Below are 22,207 nucleotides of genomic sequence, written 5' to 3' on the forward strand. Positions count from 1 at the left end.
GCCGTCCCCCAGCGAATCGTGGAGGAGACGCGGTGACCTCTCGCCCACTCCAGGACTCCCCCTCCCCCATCACCACGGTGGTCTTCGACTACGGCGAAGTCCTCTCGGTGCCGCCGCCTGAGTCCCGTTCCCGGTTGGTAGCGCTGAGCGGCGTGCCCGCCGAACAGTTCTGGGACGCCTACTGGCATGAGCGGCGCGCCTACGATGCCGGACTCGACTCTCGGGAGTACTGGGACCGGGTTGGCGCCCGGCTCAACATCTCGTGGGATCCCGCGGTCCGGCAGGAGCTGTGGGCCACCGACATGGGCGGCTGGCTGGTGCCCGAACCTGAGGCCGCTGCACTGGCCGCTCGGCTCACCGCCAGTCCGCTCCGGGTGGCGTTACTGTCCAACGCCCCGCACGACCTCGCCGCTCCGCTGCGTTTCTCCCCGCTGCTGTGCGGCTTTGACGCGCTGTTTTTCAGTTGTGAGATCGGATTATGCAAACCCGATTCCCGGGTGTATGAACATGTGCTGCGCGAGCTTGGCGCCGACCCGCACGAGACCCTCTTCATTGACGACCGGGAGGCGAATATCCGTGCCGCCGCGGCATTGGGGATCCGTGTGCACCACTACACCGGGGCTGCCGGGCTTGCCGCACTCCTCCAGCAGCTCTCACTGGGGTGATCCCACCATTCATGGGCGCGCCTTCCCGCGTTATTTCTTCGGGTCTCCTCCCCTCCACGGTCCCTCCCTTCCCTGCGGCAACGCGGGTGTCGGCTGCTGTTCTCTGGGGCCATCCCGACGTATCGTGATGGAAACCCCGTCGGTCACGCGAAGGGGAAAAGGGGATGCAGGACGAAGACCGTGTTCCTCCCAAGCGGATGCGCGCCTCGGACGCCGACCGGGACGCCGTCGCGGAACGTCTCGCGATCGCGTTGACTGAGGGCCGTCTCGATCTGGACGAATACCACCACCGACTCACCCGGGCGATGAACGCTGTCGTCATCGGGGACTTGCTGCCGCTCGTTGCGGACCTTCCGGAGCCGAAGCGCACCGAGGCGGTTCCCGCCCGGTCCCGGGAACGCATCCCCTCCTCGGCGTGGAAAGAGTGGATCGACGAGTGGCGGTGGTGGCTGGGCGGCGCGATCATCATGAGCAGTATCTGGGGGGTCACGAGTCTCCTTGCCGGCAGTCTGCTGCCGTTCTGGCCGCTGATTCCGCTCGGCATCTGGGCGGCTATCCTGCTTGCCGCGGCAATTTGGCCCCATAACGACGGATCCCGCCGCCGCTGACCACCGTCTGATGTAGGGGAGGCTCGGCTGCGCTTGGGGAGTCCGCCCCGCAGGACTCGGTCGTCGCGACCCCTGCTCGGGCGCCCAGGAGCCGCGCTTCGCAACTCCCCGGTTCTTTCCACAGAAATGAGGGCGGATATGGCTGGCGAACACCTTCCAGAAGAGCGGATCCGCGCATCGGATGCGGACCGGGACGCCACCGCGGAGCAACTGGCTCAGGCACTGGTGGAAGGCCGATTGGACCTGGCTGAATACGACAAGCGGCTCGCCGCTGCCATGAGCGCGACGACCCTGGGGGAGCTCGCCCCGTTGACCGCGGACCTTCCTCCCGCTCCCGGTTCTGCACGCGCCCCCGTCGACCTGGCTGCGGTGGGCCGCGCGCACGCCCCTGCCCGCAGGTGGCGCGACTTTCTCGAACCGTGGCGCGGGTTTGCCAGCCTCGCCGTCATCTTGGGCGGAATCTGGCTGGTGACCAGCATCATGGCCGGGGAACTGCTGTATTTCTGGCCAGGGTGGCCACTGGGGATCGTGTTCGTCATCACCGCGGCCAACGCCCTGAGCGGATCCGCACGATCGGATAAGGACACCCCTGGGGACCATTCCGGCCCGCACACAAAGGCCTGATCCTGCGCGCCGATCATCCGGTAGCGTGCAGCCACCGGACCGGGGCTCCTTCGCCCGCGTAGCGGAACGGTTCGAGCTCCTCGTCCCACGCACGGCCAAGGAGTTTGTCGATTTCCTCAGCGAGATCAAGTCCTTGGGCGGCGGCCCGCTCCATAGCGTCGCGCAGGCGCGCCTCTGACACCAGTACCTCACCGGAGGCACTGGTCACCGCGCTGAAGAAACCGAGCGTGGGCGTGTAGCTGTAACGCACCCCGTCACAGCCGGGAGTGGCATCTTCGGTGATCTCGTAGCGCAGCCGCTGCCAGCCGCGCAGCGCCGAGGCGATCGCTGCGGACAGCCCCGGTGCTCCCTGCCAGTTCAGTTCTGCTCGATACGTGTTGGGAGCCGCTGGCTGCGGTTCCCAATCCAGTTTCACGGGCACGCCGACTACACCCGCGACCGCCCACTCGACGTGGGGACACAGCGCCGCGGGCGCAGAGTGGACATATAGGACGCCACGTGCGGACACCGAACCTCCTGATACGGACGAGTGCGCTTCCCCGACGCCCTCGTACTTCCAGAGGAGATGTCCGTTTCTAGGTCCTCTCCTCTCTTCATTGTGTCCCATGCACCTCAGCAGCACCAGGTTGAGAAGACCAAAAATGCCAAAAGGTCCCCGTACCGCGGGCCTGATGGTTACCGTGTTACTCCAGGCGTAGCCGGGTGTGTGATTTTACTGGGGGTGCCCTTGAGTGGCCAGACCTATAAGGCCGCCTGTGTCAAGGAACTGGTCCGGCGTGCCGCAGACAACGACGAAGCTGCGTGGAACGCCCTCCTCGACCGGTACTCAGGATTGGTCTGGAAGATCACGCGTTCCTATCCTCTTCTCTTCCACGACGCGCAAGACATCACGCAAACCGTGCTGTGCAATCTGGCCGAGTACCTCACCCGGCTGCGCACACCAGAACGGATTGGGGCGTGGCTGGCGACGGTAACCCACAATGAATGCCGCCGCCACCTGCGCATTCACGGCAAAGTGCAGATTTTTCCCGCTGAAGATCTCGACAGTCCCGATCACCGGACACCCGAGTCGCTCAGCCTGGTGGCTGAGGACGTGGCCCGGGTGCGTTCCGCCCTGAACCAACTGGACTCCCCAGAACGCGAGGTGGCTCACGTGGACGTCTACCGTCCTGGCCTGCCCCGACCGAGGCAGCCCGACTGGCAGGGGTGACCGTACCGGAGTTGCACCGGGCCCGACGCCGGGCGCGGCGCCGGCTGTTCCGGTTGCTCAGACAAGGAGAGGAGGACTGTTGACCGGCACTCCCGATGAGGAGCGGCCGCCCGACCATGTGCTTGCCGCGGCCCGGGCGGCCTACCGGTTGCGCCGTCCCGAAGCGCGCTTCACCACGTTAGTGGCGGACTCCGCAACAGACCCGGCACCGGGGTTGCGGTGCGTGCCGGAGTCCGGGCCGCGGCTCCTCACGTTCTCCGCTGAAGGGATCGAGCTGCACCTGCAGGTCACGGCGTACGGCGCGGTCTGTGACCTGGCAGGTCAATTCATCCCCGCCCTTTCCTTCGTCGTCGAGCTCCGGCACGCCGGGGAAGTCTCGTCCCACGCCACTGACCCGAGCGGCGCCTTCATCGTGCGTTCCCTTCCCCGCGGCCCCGTCAGCCTCGTTTATTCCCCCGCCGACTCTGCCGGGCCATACCTCATGACGCCGTGGACGATCCTGTAATCCACCAATTCCCCCACATCCCACAAATCACCCGCACCACCCCACCAATCGCTAATCCTCCATTTACTGAAAATAATCCCCAATCTCACAAAAAGGGATGTTGCGCCATTCCACTCGTCTTTTTTGCCGCGGGATGCTATGACTTAATGTGTCGTTTTTCGACGCGGTAAGCACACTTCGAATCATCTTTCTTTCAATGCCGTCATTCGTCTTTTTTGCTGTTCTTCCGACCGAGTCCCCCACGGAAGGCGATCTGGTATGGCGGACCCGCACCGGCTCATGAGCCGGCTTCCCGTCTCCCTTGTAGCCCGCGACCCCGCTGCAGCACTGCGCCGCGCGCAACGGCTGCTCGGCAGTTCCACCGACCCTCGGATCCGGTCCCTGGCCTTACGGATCAGCGGCCTTGCCGTCTACGAACTGGGCTCCTTCACCGAGGCACGGAAACGGCTGACCGAAGCGGTCCGCGTCGCCGTCCAGGCCAACCTGGCTGAGGAGGCCTTGCTGGCGCGCGCCTCCTGGACCGGAGCGCTGTCTCGCTACCCTGGCCCCAGCCCACGCATCCCCGTTGCCACTGCCTCCACCAGCTCGGCCCTCTGGTTGCTCGCCCAAGGGGTGGCTGCCTACCACAGCGGCCGCTTCGATGACGCCCTCGCCGCCTTCACGGCGGCCGAGCCTGCGCTCCGCACTGCCTCCGACCCGCGCCTCCTCCCCGGCCTGCTGTGCAGCCGCGGTCTGGCCCTCATCCGTGCTGGACGGCTGACGGAAGCAGAAGAGACTCTGCTCCACGGGCTTGCGCTAGCCGAGCAGTACTCCCTGCCCCGGTTGAGCGCCATGATCACCCAGAACCTGGGCTGTCTGGCGGCCCGCCAGGGCGACACCGGCCTGGCCATGGCACGCTTCGCGCAGGCTGCCCCCCTGCTGCAGACCCCCACCCGGTACCCCGCGCTCGTGTTGGAGCGCGCGCACGCCCTCGCCGACGCCGGCATGGTCCGGGAGGCGTGGCAGCTCAACCTCTCCCTCGGAAAAATCCGCGGCTGCGGAGCCGACCGGGCGCTCGCCGAGCTGCTGTCCCTGAAAATCGCCGTGGCATCCCGCGCGCACGTGAAGGTCGCGGCCACCGTCGACCTCCTGGAACGGCTCTTCGGTGCCGAGTCGGCATGGCTCCGGGCCGCCGAGCAGATCACCGAGACGTGGGGCGGCAGTCTGCCCGCGCCGCGCGCCGTGCCCCCTCCCCCGGCCACCCCGCACTTGGAGGTGGCCGCTCACGCCACTCCCCTCCGGACGGCACAGGCCCTGCACCACGCCACGGCTGCACTGCAGTCCGGGGCGGCCAAGGCGGCGCTCCGCCGGCTGGAGCAGGCCAGGACGATCGACCTCGGTCCGCACACGTGCCGCAACCAGCGCTGGGCAGCCCTCCTCGACCGATACCGCGCTACGTTCGCCGAGGCGTGGCGGGGAGTCTCCACGGCCCGCTACAAGCTGCACGAGCTTGAAGTAGAGATGGCGGTGGACCAGTGGCATCCCTGCTGCCGTCCCCGGGACGCGTCTTCGGGGCAGGGCTGGGAAGACCCGTGGGAAGCCCTGTCCACCGGGCTCGGTTCCCGGGCCCTCGTGCACTACTCCGACCTGGACCAGGCTCCGGCTGCACTCACCGTGGTCGACGGCACGGTTCGGCTGCATGAACTGGCGGCCGGGTCCACCATCAAAGACGCCGTCACCCATTTCGAGCATCTGGCGGCCCAGCACGTATTCTCTCCCGGTCCAACCACGGCCCGGCTCCTGGCCAGACGAGCCGAGGAAGTGCAGCGTCTCCTCTTCGAGCCGATCGCTGCGGCCATCGGAGACCGCGAAATGGTGATCGCGCCAGGTGCCTACACCCAGGTTCTGCCTTGGGGACTCCTGCCCGCGCTTCGCGGACGTCCCATCAGCGTGGTGCCGTCGGGCCAGGTCTGGCTGCGCTGCCGGCAGCGGGCACTGCACTCCCGGCAGCCTCCTCGGGCCCTGCTGGTGGCAGGGCCCGGGCCAGAAGACGCGGAAGCCGAGGTGCGTGCGATAGCCCGGTTGTACCCTCGGTCACGGATACTCGTGGGGGCCAAAGCCCGGTCTCGAACTGTGCTGCGCGGTCTGGCCCGCGCCGACTTGGCCCATTTCAGCGCCCACGGGTTCGCCCGGAACGGGGCTCCGATGTGCGCAGGCCTCGTGCTTGCGGACGGCCCGCTGCTCGCCTACGACGTGGAACGGGTGCAGCACCTTCCCGCCCTGGTCGTGCTCTCGTCCTGTACCACGGGCCGTCCCATGCCCGCTGTCCCCTCAGGATTTCCTCTGGGAATCGCCGCCTCTCTGCTGGCCCGCGGCAGCGCCACGGTGGTAGCGAGCGTGCTCAGAGTGCCCGACGTGCAGGCCGCTGCCGCGATGGTGCGGGCGCACCAGGCGCTCCGCTCCGGTGTCCCGCCCGCGACCGTCGTCGCCGAACACCTGGCCCACCTGGGTTTCGTGTGCTTCGGCGCAGGGTGAGCTTCCCACGGTCTGGGAACTGCTCCCAGCCAGGAATGATCGACGGGTCGGGGGTAGAGGTCGAATATGGCTGAGATACGTAATCGTCGCAGTACAGACCCGGTGCTACTGGACGACCTCGATGAGGACGCGGTGGTGGAGGAAACGATCACACCGTCGACGGAGGAGACCCGCCACGGTCGGCCGGAAGACCCCATCCACGCGTTGGACTCCGACTACGAGGACGCCGGCCAGCCTGCGCTGGCGGACACCACCGAAGACACGATCCTGCCCAGTGAGCGTCCCATCGCCATGGACGAATTCGGTACCACCGGCACCGACAAGGAAGCCGGGGAGCCGTTGGATACGGCGCTCTCCCGGGAGGAACCCGAGGTCTGGGAGCGAGAGGAGATGCTGGAAACCGAAGGAATGGCCGAGGCGTCCCCCTCGGCGGGACGGCTCGTCGCCGAAGACGAGGGGGTACGCCCCGACCTGGAGGCTGAAGCTACCGCTGAGGACGTCGGTCTGGACCGGGGCGGGCTCGCTCCTGAGGAGCGCGCCGTCCGGGAACGCGAAGAGCCGTGAGGTGCGGTCGCTACCAGCCGCGGCGGTGCCACTCGGGCAGACTGGGGCGTTCCGCACCCAACGTGGTGTCGCGGCCATGCCCCGGGTAGACCCACGTGTCGTCGTCCATCTGGTCGAAGATGCGGGTCTCCACGTCAGTGATCAGGCTGCGGAAATCCGCGTCGCTCCAGGTTTTTCCGACCCCGCCGGGAAAGAGGCTGTCCCCGGTGAACAGGTGGGTGTGCCCAGCGGGGTCGTCGTAACGCAGCGCGATAGAGCCGGGAGTGTGTCCCCGCAGGTGGATCACGGAGAGGGTGCAGGATCCCACGGGGATCGTGTCACCGTGTTCCACGAGTTCGTCGGTGGATACGGGAAGTTCCGGCGCGTCCGCGGGGTGGGCGACAGTCCGCGCACCGGTGGCCCCGACCACGTCGGCGAGAGCGCCCCAGTGGTCCCGGTGGCGGTGGGTGGTGATCACCCTGGCCAGGCCGTTGTCGCCGATAAGTTCGAGCAGGCGGTCGGCTTCGGCAGCGGCGTCGATGAGGACCGCTTCCCCGGTCCGCACGCAGCGCAGGAGGTAAGCGTTGTTGTCCATCGGGCCGACCGCGATCTTGCTGATGGTGAGTTCAGGGAGCTGCCGCACGTCGGCAGGGCCCCCGACATGCGTGTTTCCGGTATACGACACACTCTCATTGTGCCGCGGCCGTGCCCGGAGCGCTCAGCGGAAGGCCCCTAACCTCCGCAGGGGGCCGCTGCGCAACAGCGGCACTTCCATTTCGTGCGGGGTCAAAGACCCGTGGTGACCGACGAGCCGCGACTCGGTGTGCTCCCGGTGGGGTGCGATCAGCGCGGTAGTGCCGTGGGCGGCGGCCACCACGTCGCCGACCCGATCCAGGATGCCGGGATTGACTTCGTCCGGAGGCCCGAACCAGCCCGCGTCGACGGCTTCTGCGCGGCTGACCACGGTGGCGACTCCGGCGAGCCGTTCCCGCCATGCAGCGAGGACGTCGGCGGCTGCGCCCGACCGGGTGTACACCTGGCGGGCCCGGGGTTCCCCGGCGACCACCCGGACTCCTTCGGTGAGGTCCGGGTCGCTCGCCACGTCGATACGGCTCTGCTCGTCCGTGTCGACCATGCCGTGGTCGGCGGTGATGTAGAGGAACGCGTCCTCGGGAAGGACCGTGGCGAGCTGTTCCGCGAGCCGGTCCACCTCGGCGAGGTGGTGCCGCCAGTAGGGGGAGCCGACACCGTGCATGTGGCCGAGCATGTCGAGCTCGGAGTGGTAGACGAACAGGTAGGCGCGGTCGGCGGCGGTGAGGGCGGCTGCGGCGTGGACGACGAGTTCGGTGGTGGTGTTGGCGGGGACGTAGCGGCTGCCCCGGGCGGACGCCCGAGTGAAGTTGCCGCCCTGGTAGGCCGAGTCGGCAATGTAGGCGGTGGTCACCCCGGCCGCTTCTGCCCTCTCGTAGACGGTGCGGCGCGGCTGCCAGACCAGGGGGTTGACGTTCGCTGTCCACCGCAGGTGGTTGAAGACCGTGTCGGTTCCCGGCAGCGCCACCTGGTAGCCGATGACCCCGTGGCTGCCGGGGACAGTCCCGGTGCCCACCGTGGTGAGGGAGGTTGCGGTCGTGCTGGGGAATCCGGCGGTGATGGGTGCGCACCCCTCGGCGAGCGACGCCAGGAAGGGGGCGCGGTCGCGGTGGGCGAGCAGGGCCCGCCAGCCCAGGCCGTCGACCATGAGGACGCAGGCGCGGCGGGCCTCAGGCAGGCCGAGCACGTTGGGTTCCCCCGCCACGCCCAAGGAGGCGAGGAGGGAAGGGCCGAGGTCGGCCAGGGAAGCCGTACCGTACCTGGGCACGGTCAGCGGTGTCTCGGCCGCGGGACGGGCGGTCATCGAGCAACAGCCTCCGAGAGCGCCTGGCTGAACGCCAGCAGGTTGGCGACCGCCTCTGGGCCGTCGGCGGCCTGGCTGACCCGCAGGGTCAGCGGTTCCGCGGTGATCCCCCCGGTGTATCCGTGGTCAAGCTCGCAGGATTCGTCGGCGCACGCGGCCGGTTCCAGGTCGATGCGCGCGATCGACCCCCAGTTCACGGCAAGGTTGATGCTGAGCACGGCCTCGCTGGGCAGGGTGCCGGGCACGTATGCCGCGGGGTCGGGGACGACACGGGTGAGCGCCACGGACTGGATACTGTCCAGCCGCACCGATTCGGTCGTGGTGGAGGCGTGCGGTCGGCCGTTGGCATCGACCGGGGGATGCTCATCGGTGTGGCAGACGACGAGCCGCGTGGGGGTGAGCAGCAGCACGCTGATGTGCCGCCGCACCTCCATCCCCGGGTCGAAGGTGGCCTCGTGGTGGACCACGAAAGCTTCAGCAGTCTCACTGCCGAGGGCGCTGGCCACAGCGTCGATCACGAGCGCGGGGTAGTAGCCGCTGCGCTCGATCTCCAGGCGCCAGTCAGTGGACACTGCACGCGTTTTCCTCATGTGTCCATCCTGCCCTCTCGAACTGACCACATGCACCTCGGCCTCTGTCGTGGCTGATGTCGCAGGTGTGTACCAGGGAGCGCGCGGGGCAGTGGCCCGGTATGGACGGTGTGGTTCTTGCTGTGCCTGACCGGCCGCGCCCGACGCCTCGACGCCCAGTACCGGTGCCGCCGGAGCCGGAGCCTCCTCCGCCTGCCCCGGTCCCTCCGGAGCCGCCCATGCCGGTCCCGGAACCGCCAGCGCCAGGGCCGATTCCTCCGGAGCGTCCCCCGCCGACGCCTGAGCCTGATCGGCGGCCCCAGCCACTGGAGCGGGACGCGTCCCGGGTTAAAACGGCACGCGCAGGCGCCGCGGTCCAGAGTCGGGCCGCACCTCGGGGGCTTCCCGCAGCCACACTCGCGCCCCCATGACGTGGGCTCCGGTGGAGTTGACGATGACCGGGTCGAGTTCGACGTAGGCGACGTCGGGGAGCGCATCAACCATGCGGGAGACGCGGACCAGCACCTCTTCCAAGGCTTCCACGTCGGGCTGGTCGGCGAGTGACGAGGTGCCCGCGGGCAGGCCGAACAGCAGCGGGGAGGAGCGGACCGCGCGGACCAGGTCGGCGGCCTCGGCGTCGGTGAGCGGCGCGAGCCGGTAGGCGCGGTCGTCGAGGAGTTCGGCGGTGACATCGGCGAGCCCGAAAGCGATCACCGGGCCGAAGGAGGGGTTTTCTCCCGCGCGGATGAGCGTGGGCACGCCGGGGGTGACCATCCGCTGCACGACGAGCATCGCCTCGTCGCCGAGCCGTTCGTGGAGCGACGTGAAGGAAGTGCGCACGTCCTCGGCGGAGAGCAGCTCCAGGCGGATACCGCGTCCGCCGGCGCGGAGCCGCAGGTCCGGGGAGTTGGCTTTGACTACGACCGGATAGCCGAGCTGTTCCGCTGCGGCAGCTGCCTCGTCTGCGGAGTGCACCGGAATGTACGGCTCGACAGGGATGCCGTAGCAGCCGAGCAGTTCCCGGGCGGTCTCCGGGGGGAGCGCTCCTTCGTCGCTGAGCACGGGTTCGCTCGTGAACCAGACCGAGTGGTCGGCGGTGCCGGCTTTTTTCGCTTCGGCGAGGGAACGGGTGATCACGGCACGGGCCCGGGCCGTGTCGATGTCGGCGAGCTCGGGGTGGCGTCCGTGGGAGCGCTGCCGCCACAGGGCGTAGCGGGTGGCGTGTGCCAGGGCGCGGACCGCGTCTTCCGGGGCCGGGTAGGAGGGCACAGAGCCGCGGAGGGTCTCCCCGCCTTCCCCGACCAGGCGGAGCTCTTCCGGAACACCCTGATGGCCCAGGTAGGCGGTGACGATGGGTTTCGTGGCCCGCGCCGAGCGCTCTCGCATGACTTCGGCCACGCCGCTGGAGATGGGGGCCAGGGCCGGGATGAAGACCACGACCAGGGAGTGCACTCCGTCGTCGGCGAGGGCCGCGTCCAGCGCTTCCGCGAAGTCGCGCTCGGTGGCGTTGGGGCCGAGGTCTACGGGTTCGAGGGGGTGCAGTCCGGCACGGACACAGGCGTCCTTGACCAGCAGCTCCAAGGCCGCGGAGTTGCCGATGATGCCGACCCGGGGGCCTTTCGGCAGCGGCTGGTAGGCGAACAGTTGCGCGACGTCGAACATCTGGGTGATGTCCTCGACCCGGACCACGCCGGACTGTTCGAATAGGGAGGTCACCGCGTAGTCGGGCAGGGAGAGGGTGCCTGCGGCGTGTCCTCGCGGCACGCCGCGGACGGAGCCGCCGCTGCGGACGACGACTACGGGCTTCCGGCGGGCCAGGCGGCGCGCCAGGCGGGTGAACTTGCGGGGGTTACCCAAGGACTCCAGGTACTGCAGGACGACTTCGGTGGCCGGGTCTTCTTCCCAGTACTGCAGCAGGTCGTTGCCGGAGACGTCCGCGCGGTTGCCCGCGGACACGAAGGTGGACAAGCCCAGGCCCCGCTGGGCGACCCGTTCCAGGATGGCCCGGCCCAGGGCACCGGACTGGGAGAAGAAGCCGATCCGGCCCCGTGGGGGCAGGTTGGGGGAGAGCGTAGCGTTGAGGGAGACCTTCGGGTCGGTATTGGCTACCCCCAGGCAGTTGGGGCCCACGACACGCATACCGGCGGCGCGGGCGGCCCGGACCAGTTCGTCCTGCCGTTTCTTGCCTTCGGGCCCGGTCTCGCCGAACCCGGAGCTGACCACGACAAGTCCGTGGACGCCTTTGCGGGCGCACTGGTCGACCACGTCCGCGACCATGTCGGCGCGGACCGCGACAATGGCGAGGTCGACCGGGTCGGGGATGTCGAGGACACTGGGGTATGCCTTGACCCCCGCAACCGCTGTGGCTTCGGGGTGCACGGGGAAGACCGGTCCCCGGAAGTCCCCGTTGAGGAGGTTGCGCAGCGCGGTCTGGCCGATGGTGTACGCGGTGCGGCTGGCACCGATCACCGCGACGGACTTGGGGAACAGCAGGCGGGCGATGGAACGCGACTCGGCGCGCTGTTCGCGGGCGCGCATGACTTCCAAGGAGACCTCGGTGGGTTCGAGGTCGAGGGTGAGGCGGATGACGCCTTCGTCGAAGGTCTGCTGCGCGGTGTAGCCGGCTTCCCGGAACACGTTGATCATCCGCCGGTTCTCCGGCAGGACGTCGGCGATGAAGCGGCGGATGCCGCGTTCCCGGGCGGCGGCAGCAATGTGCTCCAGCATGACGGAGGCGAGCCCGCGGCCCTGGTGGGCGTCTTCGACGACGAAGGCGACCTCGGCCTCGTCCTGGCCCACCTTGTCGTAGCGGACCACCGCGACCATGGCGTCGCTGATCGTGGCAATCAGGGCTACCCGGTCCTCGTAGTCGACCTTGGTGAACCTCTCGACGTCGCGGGAGGAGAGCTTCGGGTAGGGAGCGAAGAACCGGTAGTAGATCGTCTCAGGGGAGAGCCGAGAGTGGAACTCCTGGAGGAGGGTGGCATCGTCAGGAGTGATCGGCCTGATGTGCGCGGTGCCGCCGTCGGTCAGCACCACATCCGCTTCCCAGTGCTTGGGGTATGACTGCACGATTGTGAGAGTAGACGACTTCCTCCCCAGTTTGGGGGATTATCGCCGGGAAGGCGGGTTTTCTGGGCGCGGATCAGCGGCTGCTTCGGGGGAAGTCCTGCGGATTCGTTACCCGGGCCGTGTCCTGAACCTGTTAACGTCTCAAAGCGCGTAGGAAAAGCACGTGCGCCACCCGGTCGGTAAGGATAAGACTCATGACGCGAGTAGTCGTAGTCGGCGACCTCATGACCGATTCCATCGCTCGGGCCTTCTACCCGCTTGCCCGCGGCAGTGACACCCCCGCGTCAGTGGCCACCTTCGGGGGCGGCTCCGGGGCGAACGTGGCCGCGTGGCTGGCGGTCGAGGGCACCGACACTGCGCTGATCGGCCGCCGCGGCTCCGACATCACGGGGCGGACCCGTGAGATGGAGCTCATGGGGTATGGCATCGACGCGCGCATGGTCATGGACCCGGAGCGGCCTACCGGTACCTGCGTGGTGATGATCACGCACCGGGGCGACCGCACGATGCTCAGCGATCCGGGCGCCAACGCCGCATTGCAGCCAGAAGACCTGCCCCGGGACCTGTTCGGCCCGGACGGGCACTTGCACCTGTCGGGGTACACGCTACTCAACGAGGGGTCGCGCCGCGCGGGCCGGGTGGCGTTGCGGCTGGCGCAGGAGAGCGGGATGTCCATCTCCGTGGACTGCGGTTCGCACGCCCCGTTGGAACGGGTCGGGGCCGAAGCGTTCCTGGAGTGGACGAACGGGGTCCGGCTGCTGTTCGCCAACCAGGAGCAGGCGGCGGTGCTGACCGGGCGGGACGATCCCGACGCGGCGGCGAAAGTGCTGACCGCCTGGTACCCCAACATCGTGATCAAACTGGGGGCTGACGGCGCACTGTGGGCGTCGAAGGCTCGGGAAGGCACGCTGCACGTGCCCGCCGAGCCGGTGGAGCCTGTGCCGGGAGCGATCGGTGCTGGCGATGCGTTCATTGCCGGTTTCCTGCCGGCGTGGCTGGCGGGCAAGCACCCCAAGGAGGCGTTGATCAGCGCGCAGCGGTTGGCGGCTCGTGCCCTGCTCCAGCCGGGGGCCCGTCCGGAGCTCGACTGAGCGTGCAGGGCCGCCCGGTAGCGCGGGCGGGGTTGGAGCGCGGCCGCGGTGGGGCGCGGTCCGCATACGGTGTGCCGCGGGGTGTTCGCGAGCGCTGTGGGTGCTGCCCGGGATGAGCGCTTCGCTGCCGCACGGGCGGCGGGAGGGTGCCGGTCGTCGTCTTTTTCGTGGTGGCAGGCTGTGCCGCGGAAGAGGAGTGTGCCGCTCCTGCACGGTGGGTGCGTGCAAGTCGCGTGAGGTGGGGCGGACGCGCTGCCGGGCGTGCTGAGTGCGGGTTGTCGCGGAGCTGCCCGTAGAGTCCCTGGATCCTGGCCGACGGTTTTTCGGTGTCGGCTGCGACGGCAGGGCAAAGCTAGGGGCGTGCGAGCCGGGAGCGGGGCTGGCAGTCGGCTGTGGGCAGCACGGTGGTCCGACACGATCCCGGATAACAGACACATAACACACGCGTCATCAAATGTTGACAGAGAGTGACATTCGCTTGTCTTATACACAAGAACACTCTCTGTGATGTTTTGCTCACAGTTGCGTGTGTTGTTCTCCCCCTGATCAGAAAGGCTGCGTCATGTCCCATGCCTCACGCAGGCGATGGCGGCGGGCGACCACCTCGGCGGCAACAGCCGCCCTGCTCTGCGGCGCACTCCTCACCTTCCCCTCGGCACCGGCCGCGGCACAGGTCCGACTAGGCTCCGGCAGCTACACCACCGTGCTCCCTCCCGGGGCCTCCGGGCCCAGCGACCATACGGGCGCCCCGGTGGCCCCGAAAGTCACCGCAGACTTCACCCAGCCGGTCGTCACCAACGACTGGTGGTCCTCGCTGATCTTCCAGCGCTACCCCGGCAACCCGTACGGCGAGAACCTCTACGCCCACCCGCTGTCTTTCAAAGCCCAGGCCCACGGCCTGGAAGTCGGCTACCCCGACACCCCGGAGCTCGTCGCGGACGGACTGAAATACCAGTACACCCACTCCCCCGACTTCGTTCTCGGCATCCACGGCCTCAACGCCCCCGCGGCCAAGGTCGCCGGCTACAGCGACTGGACTGTCACCGCTGACCTGTCCGACGGAACGCGGCAACTACGCACCACCATCGGCCAGGGCCTCCCCTTCGTCTACGCGGACGTTTCCGGCGGGCCGATCCGCGTGGAGTTCACTGCGCCGCCCACCGTGTGGCGGCGGTCTGGGAACGCGGTCGGCGTCACCGTCAACGGGCACCACTACGCCCTGTTCGCCCCCAGCGGGACGACCTGGTCGGAGTCGGACACAGTCTTCACCGCCGACGTCGGTGGCTCCGGATACGCCTCGGTCGCGCTCCTGCCCAGCCCGGACGACTTCGACAGGTACGCCCCCTACGCCTACTCCTTCGTCACCTCGACCACGCTGACCTACGACTACGACCCCGCATCCGCCACACTGACGAGCACCTACCGCGTCACCACCGAGGCGCGGGAAGGCACCGCCCAAGGCACCCTCCTCGCGCTGTACCCGCACCAGTGGAAGGAGACCACCACCGCGCTGACCGACCTCAGCTACGCCTCCCCGCGCGGGCCGATGCGGGTCGTGGAAGGGGACCGTTTCACGACCGAGCTGACCACGCACGGCATCCTGCCCAGCCTGCCCACAGTGGACTCTGCGGACCACCAGCGGCTCCGCGCCCTCATCGACGCGGAACTCCACGCCTCCGACCCGTGGAAGGGCGCCAGCGACACCTACTGGACCGGCAAGGCCCTGGGACGGCTCGCCCAGCTCGTCCCGATCGCCGACTCCATCGGCTACACCGCGGGACGCGACGCCCTGCTCGACCTCCTGAAAAACAAGATGGAGGACTGGCTGACCGCGGACGGCCCGGGGGACAACGCCCAGTTCTACTACGACGACCAGTGGGACACGCTGATCGGCTTCCCCGCGAGCTTCGGCAGCAACACCGAGCTCAACGACCACGACTTCCACTACGGCTACTTCATCACCGCCGCAGCCACCATCGCCCGCTACGACCGGTCCTGGATCAGCGAGGAACGGTGGGGGCCGATGGTGACAACGGTGCTGCGGGACGCCAACAACCCCGACCGCGACGACGAACGCTTCCCCTGGCTGCGGTCCTTCTCCCCCTATGCGGGGCACGGCTGGGCTTCCGGGCACGCCGGGTTCGCCTCCGGCAACAACCAGGAGTCCTCGTCCGAAGCCATGCACTTTGCGGCCAGCGCTGCCCTGCTAGGCTCCCTCATCGGCGACGAGGAGCTGCGCGACCTGGGCGTGTACCTGCACACCACGCAGGCCTCGGCGATGCGCCGGTACTGGCAGAATGCAGACGGGGACGCTTTCCCCGCCGGCTACTCCCACGACGTCGTCGGCATGGTGTGGAGCGACGGCGGTGACCACCGCATCTGGTGGGACGGCACCCCCGAAGAGCTCTACGGGATCAACTACCTGCCGATCACCGCGGGCTCGCTCTACCTGGGCCACGACCCTGAGCACGCGGCAGCCATGCACCAGTCCCTGGTCACACGGCTCGGCCGTCAGCCGCAAGTGTGGCGCGACATCCACTGGGCCCACCAGGCGCTGTCCGATCCGGATGCGGCGCTGGCCGCGTTCGAAGCGCAGTGGCAGTCCTACGAACCGGAATCGGGTTCCTCCAAGGCCCACACGTACCAGTGGCTCTCCACGCTCGCCGAGTTCGGCACGGTCGACACGTCAGTGACCGCTGACACGCCCCACTACGCCGTATTCCGCGACGGAGACAGGCGGACCTACGTGGCGTTCAACCCCACCGGCCAGCCGCTCACCGTGACCTTCTCCGACGGCACGACGCTCACCGTCCCGCCGGGGCAGTTGGCGACCGGGTGACGCAGCAGCCGGCTCCTCCCGAGTACTCCCGGTAGTGGTCGGGTTCGCCACCGCCGACGGTGAGCCCGGCCACTCCCCCACCGCGGGTCTTCCCGCGCAACCCTCTCCGGGACGCAGGCGCCCGCCAGGCAGACCGGCGCGCTTCCCGGCTGTTGCCTGCCCGCACTCCCCTGCTGACGGCCTGCCCTCCAGGGTACTCCTGCGCCAGGGGAGGGTGCCAGGCTGCCGGCCCCAGGCCGTACCAGGGGCAAAAGAACTGCTCTCCCGTTCGAAGCGGTCGTATACACCGGTCACAATGGCCAACATGGCCCGTACAACGTCCCCGCCTCCCGAAGAACTCACCGAGAAGATCATCGACGTCGACGTCTCCGAGGAAATGCGCGGCAGTTTCCTCGAGTACGCCTACTCGGTCATCTACCAGCGCGCACTTCCCGACGCCCGCGACGGCCTCAAACCGGTCCAGCGGCGCATCCTCTACCAGATGAGCGAAATGGGACTGCGCCCCGACCGCGGACACGTCAAATGCGCGCGTGTCGTCGGCGAAGTCATGGGTAAGCTGCACCCCCACGGCGACAGCGCCATCTACGACGCGCTGGTGCGGCTCAGCCAGCCCTTCGCTATGCGGGTCCCGCTGGTCGACGGACACGGGAACTTCGGTTCCCTCGGCGGCGACGACGCACCCGCGGCGATGCGGTACACCGAAGCCCGCCTGACCCGCGCCGCCATGCTGATGGTGGAGTCCATCGACGAGAACGTGGTGGACTTCCGCCCCAACTACGACGGTCAGGAGACCGAACCGGAAGTCCTCCCCGCAGCGTTCCCGAACCTGCTGGTCAACGGCGCTTCCGGGATCGCGGTGGGCATGGCGACCAACATGGCCCCGCACAACCTCGGCGAAGTGATCGCGGCGGCCCGGCACCTCCTCGCCCACCCTGACGCCACCCTCGAAGAACTCATGGAGTTCATCCCCGGCCCTGACCTGCCCACCGGGGGGACCATCACCGGGTTGGACGGGATCCGGGACGCCTACACGAAAGGCCGCGGCACCTTCCGGATCCGCGCCACCGTCTCCATCGAGAAGCTGACCCCGCGCCGCACCGGCCTGGTTGTCACCGAGCTGCCCTACAACGTCGGCCCGGAGAAGGTCATCAGCCGCATTAAGGAGCTGGTGCAGGCCAAGAAACTGCAGGGCATCTCGGACCTGAAAGACCTCACCGACCGCAACCAGGGCCTGCGTCTCGTCATCGAGCTGAAGAACGGCTTCAACCCGGAGGCTGTCCTCGAAGAGCTCTACCGGCTCACGCCGATGGAGGAAACCTTCGGCATCAACAATGTGGCCCTGGTGGACGGCGAGCCACGGACGCTCGGACTGCGTGACCTGCTGCAGGTCTACGTCGACCACCGGCTCGAGGTGGTGCGCCGCCGGTGCGAGCACCGGCGCGCCAAACGCGAAGAGCGCCTCCACCTGGTGACCGGCCTGCTGGTGGCTCTGGCCGACATCGACCAGGTCATCGCGGTCATCCGCGACTCCGACGACTCCACCCAGGCCCGGCAGCGCCTCATGGACACCTTCGACCTGTCCGACACGCAGGCCCGCTACATTCTCGACACGCCGCTGCGGCGGCTCACCCGGTACGACAAGCAGGAACTGGAGCAGGAGCGCGACACGCTCACTGCTGAGATCGCGGAGCTGACCGCGATCCTGGAGTCCGACAAGAAGCTCCGCCGGCTCGTCTCCAAGGAGCTGGCGGCAGTGGCCAAGGAGTTCGCTACACCGCGCCGCACCGTGCTGCGGGAAAGCACGGGAGAAGTCCGCACCTCGGCGATGCCGCTGGAGGTCGGCGACGACCCGTGCCACGTGCTGCTGAGCACCAGCGGCCTGATCGGACGCACGTCGGGGCAGCAGTTGCCGCCGATGTTCGAGGGGCCGCGGACCCGCAACGACGCCATGGCGTCCAATGTGCGGGCCACGGTGCGCGGCGAAGTCGGGCTCGTCACCGACCTGGGCCGGGTGATCCGCGTTCCCGTGCTGGAGCTCCCCGAACTCCCAGACAAGGCCGACGAGAATCCAGCGATCTCGTCCGGGGTTCCTGTCACCGAGTTCGTGGAACTCGACGCCGACGAGCGGGTGATCGCCTTGACCTCCCTCGACAGTGACGGACCCGGCCTGGTCGTCGGTACCCGAAGCGGCATCGTCAAACGGGTCGGCGGCGACTATCCGCAGCAGAAGGACGACTTCGAGATCATCGCGCTGCGTCCCGGCGACCGGCTGGTGGGGGCCACCCCCCTGGTCACGGGGGAAGAAGACCTGGTGTTCATCACCTCCAACGCCCAACTGCTCCGCTTCTCGGCCACAACCGTCCGCCCGCAAGGGCGGGGCGCGGGCGGGGTGACCGGCATCCGGCTCGCGGAAGGAGCGCACGCGGTGTGGTTCGGCGCGGTGCTGTCGCCCGAGGACGCGGTGGTCGTCACCGTCGCGGGGAGCAGCACCGGCCCGGACTCCCAGCCGGGAACCGCGAAAGTGACCCCCTTCACCGCGTTTCCCGCTAAAGGGCGCGCCACTGGGGGGGTGCGGTGCCAACGCTTCCTCAAGGGGGAAGACATACTGCTGTTCGGCTGGGTGGGGCGTTCCCCGGCCCGGGCGTTCCGTGAAGACGGCGGTCCCGTGCGGCTCCCCGACCCGGTGGAGCGGCGGGACGGTTCCGGGGAGGCACTGCCCCGCCCCATCGCCGCAGTGGGCACCGGCCAGGTTGACACCGGGACCGTGGTGGCTTCACTCTTCCAAGGCTGATGGTTCCCGGTGCGCCGGGACTCCACTGCCCAGTGCTCGGATAAGGCCGTGCGCGTGGATCGCACGGCCTTATCCGAGCCAGGCATGGCATGAGGAACAATTGCTATCGCCGGGGAGGCGACTGTGAACGGTGTCTTCGACGATGTCCTCGCTGCGAACGAGGACTATGTCCGTACTTTCACACTGGCGGGCCTGCAGCCGGTGGCCGCCCGCGGGCTGGCCTTAGTGACCTGCATGGACTCGCGGATCGAACCTTTGGAGATGCTGGGGCTCAAGCCTGGGGACGCCAAGATCCTGCGGAACGCGGGGGCCCGGGTCACCGACGACACCCTGCGGACCCTCGTCCTCGCGGTGTACCTGCTGGGGGTGAACCGGGTCATCGTGCTCCCGCACACCGGGTGCAAGATGGCGTCGGTCTCCGGTGACGAGGAAGTCCACGACACGATTGCCGCGCGCTACGGCGTCGACACCCGCAGTCTTGAATTCCACACCGACAGCGACCAGATCGGTGCCCTCCACCGTGATGTGGAGCGGATCCGGCACCACCCGCTGCTCCCCCCTGACCTGCCGGTCATGGGTGCCATCTACGACGTCGACACCGGCCGGGTGACCCCGGTGGATATGTGATGTGAGGAGAGTGTCGCGTCGGTAGCCGCAGGGAATTCCTCTGTGAGGAGCACCGTTGTGCCTCCCGAGGAAAGGAGTGCTATGGCAGAAAGCAATTACGAAACCTACCGACGCGGCAGACAACACTTCGACCTCGGCGATCCGATCGGTGCGGCCCGTGTCCTGGCCCCGCTTGCGGAGGAAGAACCCCGCAACCGGACGGTCCTGGAACTCTTGGGACGCTCCTACTTCCACTCGGCTCAGCTCGCCAAGGCCGAAGAGGTCTTCCGCAAGATCATCGAACTGGACCCGTGCGACGCGTGGGCGCACATTGCCCTGGCCCGCACCTTGGAACGGCAGAACCGAGCTGACGAAGCGGCCCCCCACCGCAGAATGCACGCGATCATGTCCGGCGGCTCCCTCGACTAACCCCCTGTTCCGGACAGCCTGGGGCGGGCCGGGCCCCGGCTGGCACGGCCTTCAACCGCGCGGCGCTCACGTGTCGATACGCGTGGGGTCGAGTTCGCGGGCCCCCTGGGCGATGAACGCGCGGCGTGGTGCCACTTCGTTGCCCATGAGAAGTTCGAACATCGCCTCCGCTTCCGCGGCGTCTTTAAGGCGGATGCGCCGCAGGGTGCGGTAGCGCGGGTCCATCGTGGTCTCCGCCAACTGGTCGGCGTCCATCTCCCCGAGGCCCTTGTACCGCTGGACGGGCTCCTTCCAGGTGATGCCTTTCGCTGCCAGCTCCGCCAGTTTCTGGTGCAGTTCAGCGTCAGAGTAGGTGTAGATGTAACGGTCCTCGGGGCGGGCCCCGCGCTTCCGGCGCACATTGGTCAGCTCAATGCGGTGCAGCGGCGGCACCGCGGCAAACACCCGGCCTGCTTCCAGCATGGGACGCATGTAGCGGTAGAACAGCGTCAGCAGGAGGCAGCGGATGTGCGCCCCGTCCACGTCGGCGTCGGCCATGAGGATGACCCGGCCGTACCGGGCGGCGTCCAAGTCGAAGGTGCGCCCGGAGCCAGCGCCGATGACCTGGATGATCGCGGCGCATTCCGCGTTCTTGAGCATGTCCGCCACGGACGCTTTCTGCACGTTGAGGATCTTGCCTCGGATGGGCAGCAGCGCCTGGAACTCGGAGTCCCGGGCGAGTTTGGCGGTGCCCAGCGCCGAGTCGCCCTCCACGATGAAGAGTTCGCTGCGTTCCAGCCCTTCGCTGCGGCAGTCCACCAGCTTGGCGGGCAGCGCCGAATTCTCCAGGGCGTTCTTGCGCCGCTGGGTCTCCCGCTGCTGGCGGGCAGCCAGGCGCGCCTTGGCGGCGTTAACGATCTTCTCCAGCACAGTGCGGGCCTGCTGCTTCTCCGCCCGCTTGGTGGAGGTCAGGAAGGCACGCATGTGCTGGCTGACGATCTGGGAAACGATGCGGCTGGCCGCGGAGGTGCCGAGGACCTCCTTGGTCTGCCCTTCGAACTGCGGCTCCGGCAGGCGCACCGTCACCACGGCGGTGAGCCCTTCGAGGACGTCCTCCTTGGTGACCGGCTCGTCGTTGGCTTTGAGGAGTTTGGTGGCACGCAACTGGTCGTTGATGACACGGACGAGAGCGCGTTCGAAACCGGAGACGTGCGTGCCGCCTTTAGGCGTGGCGATGACGTTCACGAAGGAACGCACGACCGTGTCGTAGCCGGTGCCCCAGCGCAGCGCGATGTCCACGTCGAGGCGCCGCTCCACATCGGTGGGGACCATGTGCCCCTGGTCGTCGAGGACCGGCACGGTCTCGGTGAAGGTGCCGCTGCCTTCGATCCGCAGCAGCGGGCTCACCGCCGTGTCGGGGGCCAGGTAATCGCAGAACTCCCCGATACCGCCGTCGAAGCGGAACTCCTCCTCGTAGGGCTCCTCGCCTTCGGTGCGCTCGTCGCGGATCGCGATGCTCAAGCCTGGGACGAGGAAAGCGGTCTGCCGGGCCCGTTCCACGAGGGCTTCCCGGGATATTTCGGCATCTTTGAGGAAGATCTGCCGGTCGGCCCAGAACCGCACGCGGGTCCCGGTGACTTTCGCGGGAATCTTCCGGATCTTCTCCAGGCCGGAACGGGGAGTGAACCCGGCATCGGGGCCGTCCATGTCGAACACCCCGGGGATGCCACGCCGGAAGCTCATCGCGTAGGTGTGGCCCCCGCGGTCCACTTCGACATCCAGCCGCGCGGAGAGCGCGTTCACCACGGAGGCGCCCACACCGTGCAGGCCACCGGAGGCGGTGTAGGAACCGGAACCGAACTTGCCTCCGGCGTGCAGTTTGGTCATCACCAGTTCCACGCCGCTCAGTCCGCTGCTGGGTTCGATGTCGACCGGAATACCGCGCCCGTTGTCCCGTACTTCGACTGAGCCGTCCGCGTGCAGCACGACCTCGATGCGGGTGCAGTAGCCCGCGAGAGCTTCGTCAACGGAGTTGTCGATGATCTCCCACATGCAGTGGGTGAGGCCCCGGCTGTCCGTGGAACCGATGTACATGCCCGGCCGTTTACGGACCGCCTCGAGGCCTTCCAAGACCGACAGGTGTCGAGCCGAGTATTCCTCGGGGTCGTGGAAGTCAGTAGTGAGGGCGGCGGTCACGGGGACTCTCCTGCAGTGTCTGGGATGTGCGAATGGACCGTACCCGGTGGTACGGGCGGGGTGTTGCTGGGG

18 protein-coding genes are annotated in these 22,207 nt (G+C 68.2%); 12 read left to right on the forward strand and 6 right to left on the reverse strand.

Going from position 1 to position 22,207, the window contains the following annotated elements:
* Positions 1 to 32 precede the first annotated feature (32 nt).
* The 3 genes from TFU_RS10455 (at position 33) to TFU_RS10465 (ending at position 1,897) form a co-directional block, all read left to right on the forward strand.
* Positions 33 to 665, forward strand: a complete 633-nt coding sequence (locus TFU_RS10455) for an HAD family hydrolase (protein WP_011292540.1) — start codon at positions 33 to 35, stop codon at positions 663 to 665.
* A gap of 164 nt (positions 666 to 829) precedes the next feature.
* Positions 830 to 1,273, forward strand: coding sequence for a DUF1707 SHOCT-like domain-containing protein (locus TFU_RS10460; RefSeq protein ID WP_011292541.1), 444 nt, complete (start codon positions 830 to 832; stop codon positions 1,271 to 1,273).
* A gap of 138 nt (positions 1,274 to 1,411) precedes the next feature.
* Positions 1,412 to 1,897, forward strand: coding sequence for a DUF1707 SHOCT-like domain-containing protein (locus TFU_RS10465; RefSeq protein WP_011292542.1), 486 nt, complete (start codon positions 1,412 to 1,414; stop codon positions 1,895 to 1,897).
* Between the two features lie 13 nt (positions 1,898 to 1,910).
* On the opposite strand, the gene TFU_RS10470 is transcribed toward TFU_RS10465, so the two are convergent.
* A complete protein-coding gene (locus TFU_RS10470; RefSeq protein ID WP_038043957.1) occupies positions 1,911 to 2,405 on the reverse strand; it encodes a DUF3145 domain-containing protein in 495 nt (164 codons plus the stop codon).
* A 213-nt stretch (positions 2,406 to 2,618) separates the two neighbouring features.
* Between TFU_RS10470 and TFU_RS10475 the strand changes: the two genes are divergently transcribed.
* The 4 genes from TFU_RS10475 to TFU_RS10490 all read left to right on the forward strand — a co-directional run bounded on the left by TFU_RS10475 (position 2,619) and on the right by TFU_RS10490 (position 6,690).
* A complete protein-coding gene (locus TFU_RS10475; protein ID WP_011292544.1) occupies positions 2,619 to 3,107 on the forward strand; it encodes an RNA polymerase sigma factor in 489 nt (162 codons plus the stop codon).
* A 79-nt stretch (positions 3,108 to 3,186) separates the two neighbouring features.
* Positions 3,187 to 3,612, forward strand: a complete 426-nt coding sequence (locus TFU_RS10480; protein ID WP_011292545.1) for a hypothetical protein — start codon at positions 3,187 to 3,189, stop codon at positions 3,610 to 3,612.
* Between the two features lie 258 nt (positions 3,613 to 3,870).
* Entirely contained in the window at positions 3,871 to 6,126 is a 2,256-nt protein-coding gene (locus tag TFU_RS10485) for a CHAT domain-containing protein (RefSeq protein ID WP_011292546.1), read from the forward strand.
* 66 nt (positions 6,127 to 6,192) lie between these two features.
* Positions 6,193 to 6,690, forward strand: coding sequence for a DUF5709 domain-containing protein (locus tag TFU_RS10490; protein ID WP_011292547.1), 498 nt, complete (start codon positions 6,193 to 6,195; stop codon positions 6,688 to 6,690).
* A gap of 10 nt (positions 6,691 to 6,700) precedes the next feature.
* Here TFU_RS10490 and TFU_RS10495 read toward each other — a convergent pair whose 3' ends face one another.
* From TFU_RS10495 to TFU_RS10510, 4 genes are all read right to left on the reverse strand, one after another.
* The gene (locus tag TFU_RS10495; protein WP_016188980.1) at positions 6,701 to 7,354 is read right to left on the reverse strand and encodes an MBL fold metallo-hydrolase; all 654 of its coding nucleotides are present in this window, start codon (positions 7,352 to 7,354) and stop codon (positions 6,701 to 6,703) included.
* Between the two features lie 33 nt (positions 7,355 to 7,387).
* Entirely contained in the window at positions 7,388 to 8,563 is a 1,176-nt protein-coding gene (locus tag TFU_RS10500) for an alkaline phosphatase family protein (RefSeq protein WP_011292549.1), read from the reverse strand.
* A complete protein-coding gene (locus TFU_RS10505; protein ID WP_016188981.1) occupies positions 8,560 to 9,135 on the reverse strand; it encodes a DUF5998 family protein in 576 nt (191 codons plus the stop codon). The genes TFU_RS10500 and TFU_RS10505 overlap by 4 nt, the downstream gene beginning before the upstream one ends.
* Before the next feature lie 345 nt (positions 9,136 to 9,480).
* On the reverse strand, positions 9,481 to 12,204 hold the full coding sequence (locus tag TFU_RS10510) for a GNAT family N-acetyltransferase (RefSeq protein WP_011292551.1): 2,724 nt from the start codon (positions 12,202 to 12,204) through the stop codon (positions 9,481 to 9,483).
* Positions 12,205 to 12,398: 194 nt separating this feature from the next.
* Between TFU_RS10510 and TFU_RS10515 the strand changes: the two genes are divergently transcribed.
* The 5 genes from TFU_RS10515 to TFU_RS10535 all read left to right on the forward strand — a co-directional run bounded on the left by TFU_RS10515 (position 12,399) and on the right by TFU_RS10535 (position 19,960).
* Entirely contained in the window at positions 12,399 to 13,295 is an 897-nt protein-coding gene (locus TFU_RS10515; protein WP_011292552.1) for a sugar kinase, read from the forward strand.
* A gap of 562 nt (positions 13,296 to 13,857) precedes the next feature.
* Positions 13,858 to 16,134, forward strand: a complete 2,277-nt coding sequence (locus tag TFU_RS10520) for a glycosyl hydrolase (RefSeq protein WP_011292553.1) — start codon at positions 13,858 to 13,860, stop codon at positions 16,132 to 16,134.
* A 304-nt stretch (positions 16,135 to 16,438) separates the two neighbouring features.
* Entirely contained in the window at positions 16,439 to 18,925 is a 2,487-nt protein-coding gene (locus TFU_RS10525; protein ID WP_038043964.1) for a DNA gyrase/topoisomerase IV subunit A, read from the forward strand.
* Between the two features lie 123 nt (positions 18,926 to 19,048).
* A complete protein-coding gene (locus tag TFU_RS10530) occupies positions 19,049 to 19,552 on the forward strand; it encodes a beta-class carbonic anhydrase (RefSeq protein WP_011292555.1) in 504 nt (167 codons plus the stop codon).
* A gap of 81 nt (positions 19,553 to 19,633) precedes the next feature.
* Complete coding sequence (locus tag TFU_RS10535; RefSeq protein ID WP_011292556.1) at positions 19,634 to 19,960, forward strand: tetratricopeptide repeat protein; 327 nt, start codon at positions 19,634 to 19,636, stop codon at positions 19,958 to 19,960.
* 66 nt (positions 19,961 to 20,026) lie between these two features.
* Here TFU_RS10535 and TFU_RS10540 read toward each other — a convergent pair whose 3' ends face one another.
* Positions 20,027 to 22,135 (reverse strand): DNA gyrase/topoisomerase IV subunit B, encoded by a 2,109-nt coding sequence (locus tag TFU_RS10540; protein ID WP_011292557.1) that lies wholly within the window; start codon positions 22,133 to 22,135, stop codon positions 20,027 to 20,029.
* Positions 22,136 to 22,207: the final 72 nt, after the last annotated feature.

Origin of the sequence: Thermobifida fusca YX (assembly GCF_000012405.1) — a bacterium.
GTDB lineage: Bacteria > Actinomycetota > Actinomycetes > Streptosporangiales > Streptosporangiaceae > Thermobifida > Thermobifida fusca.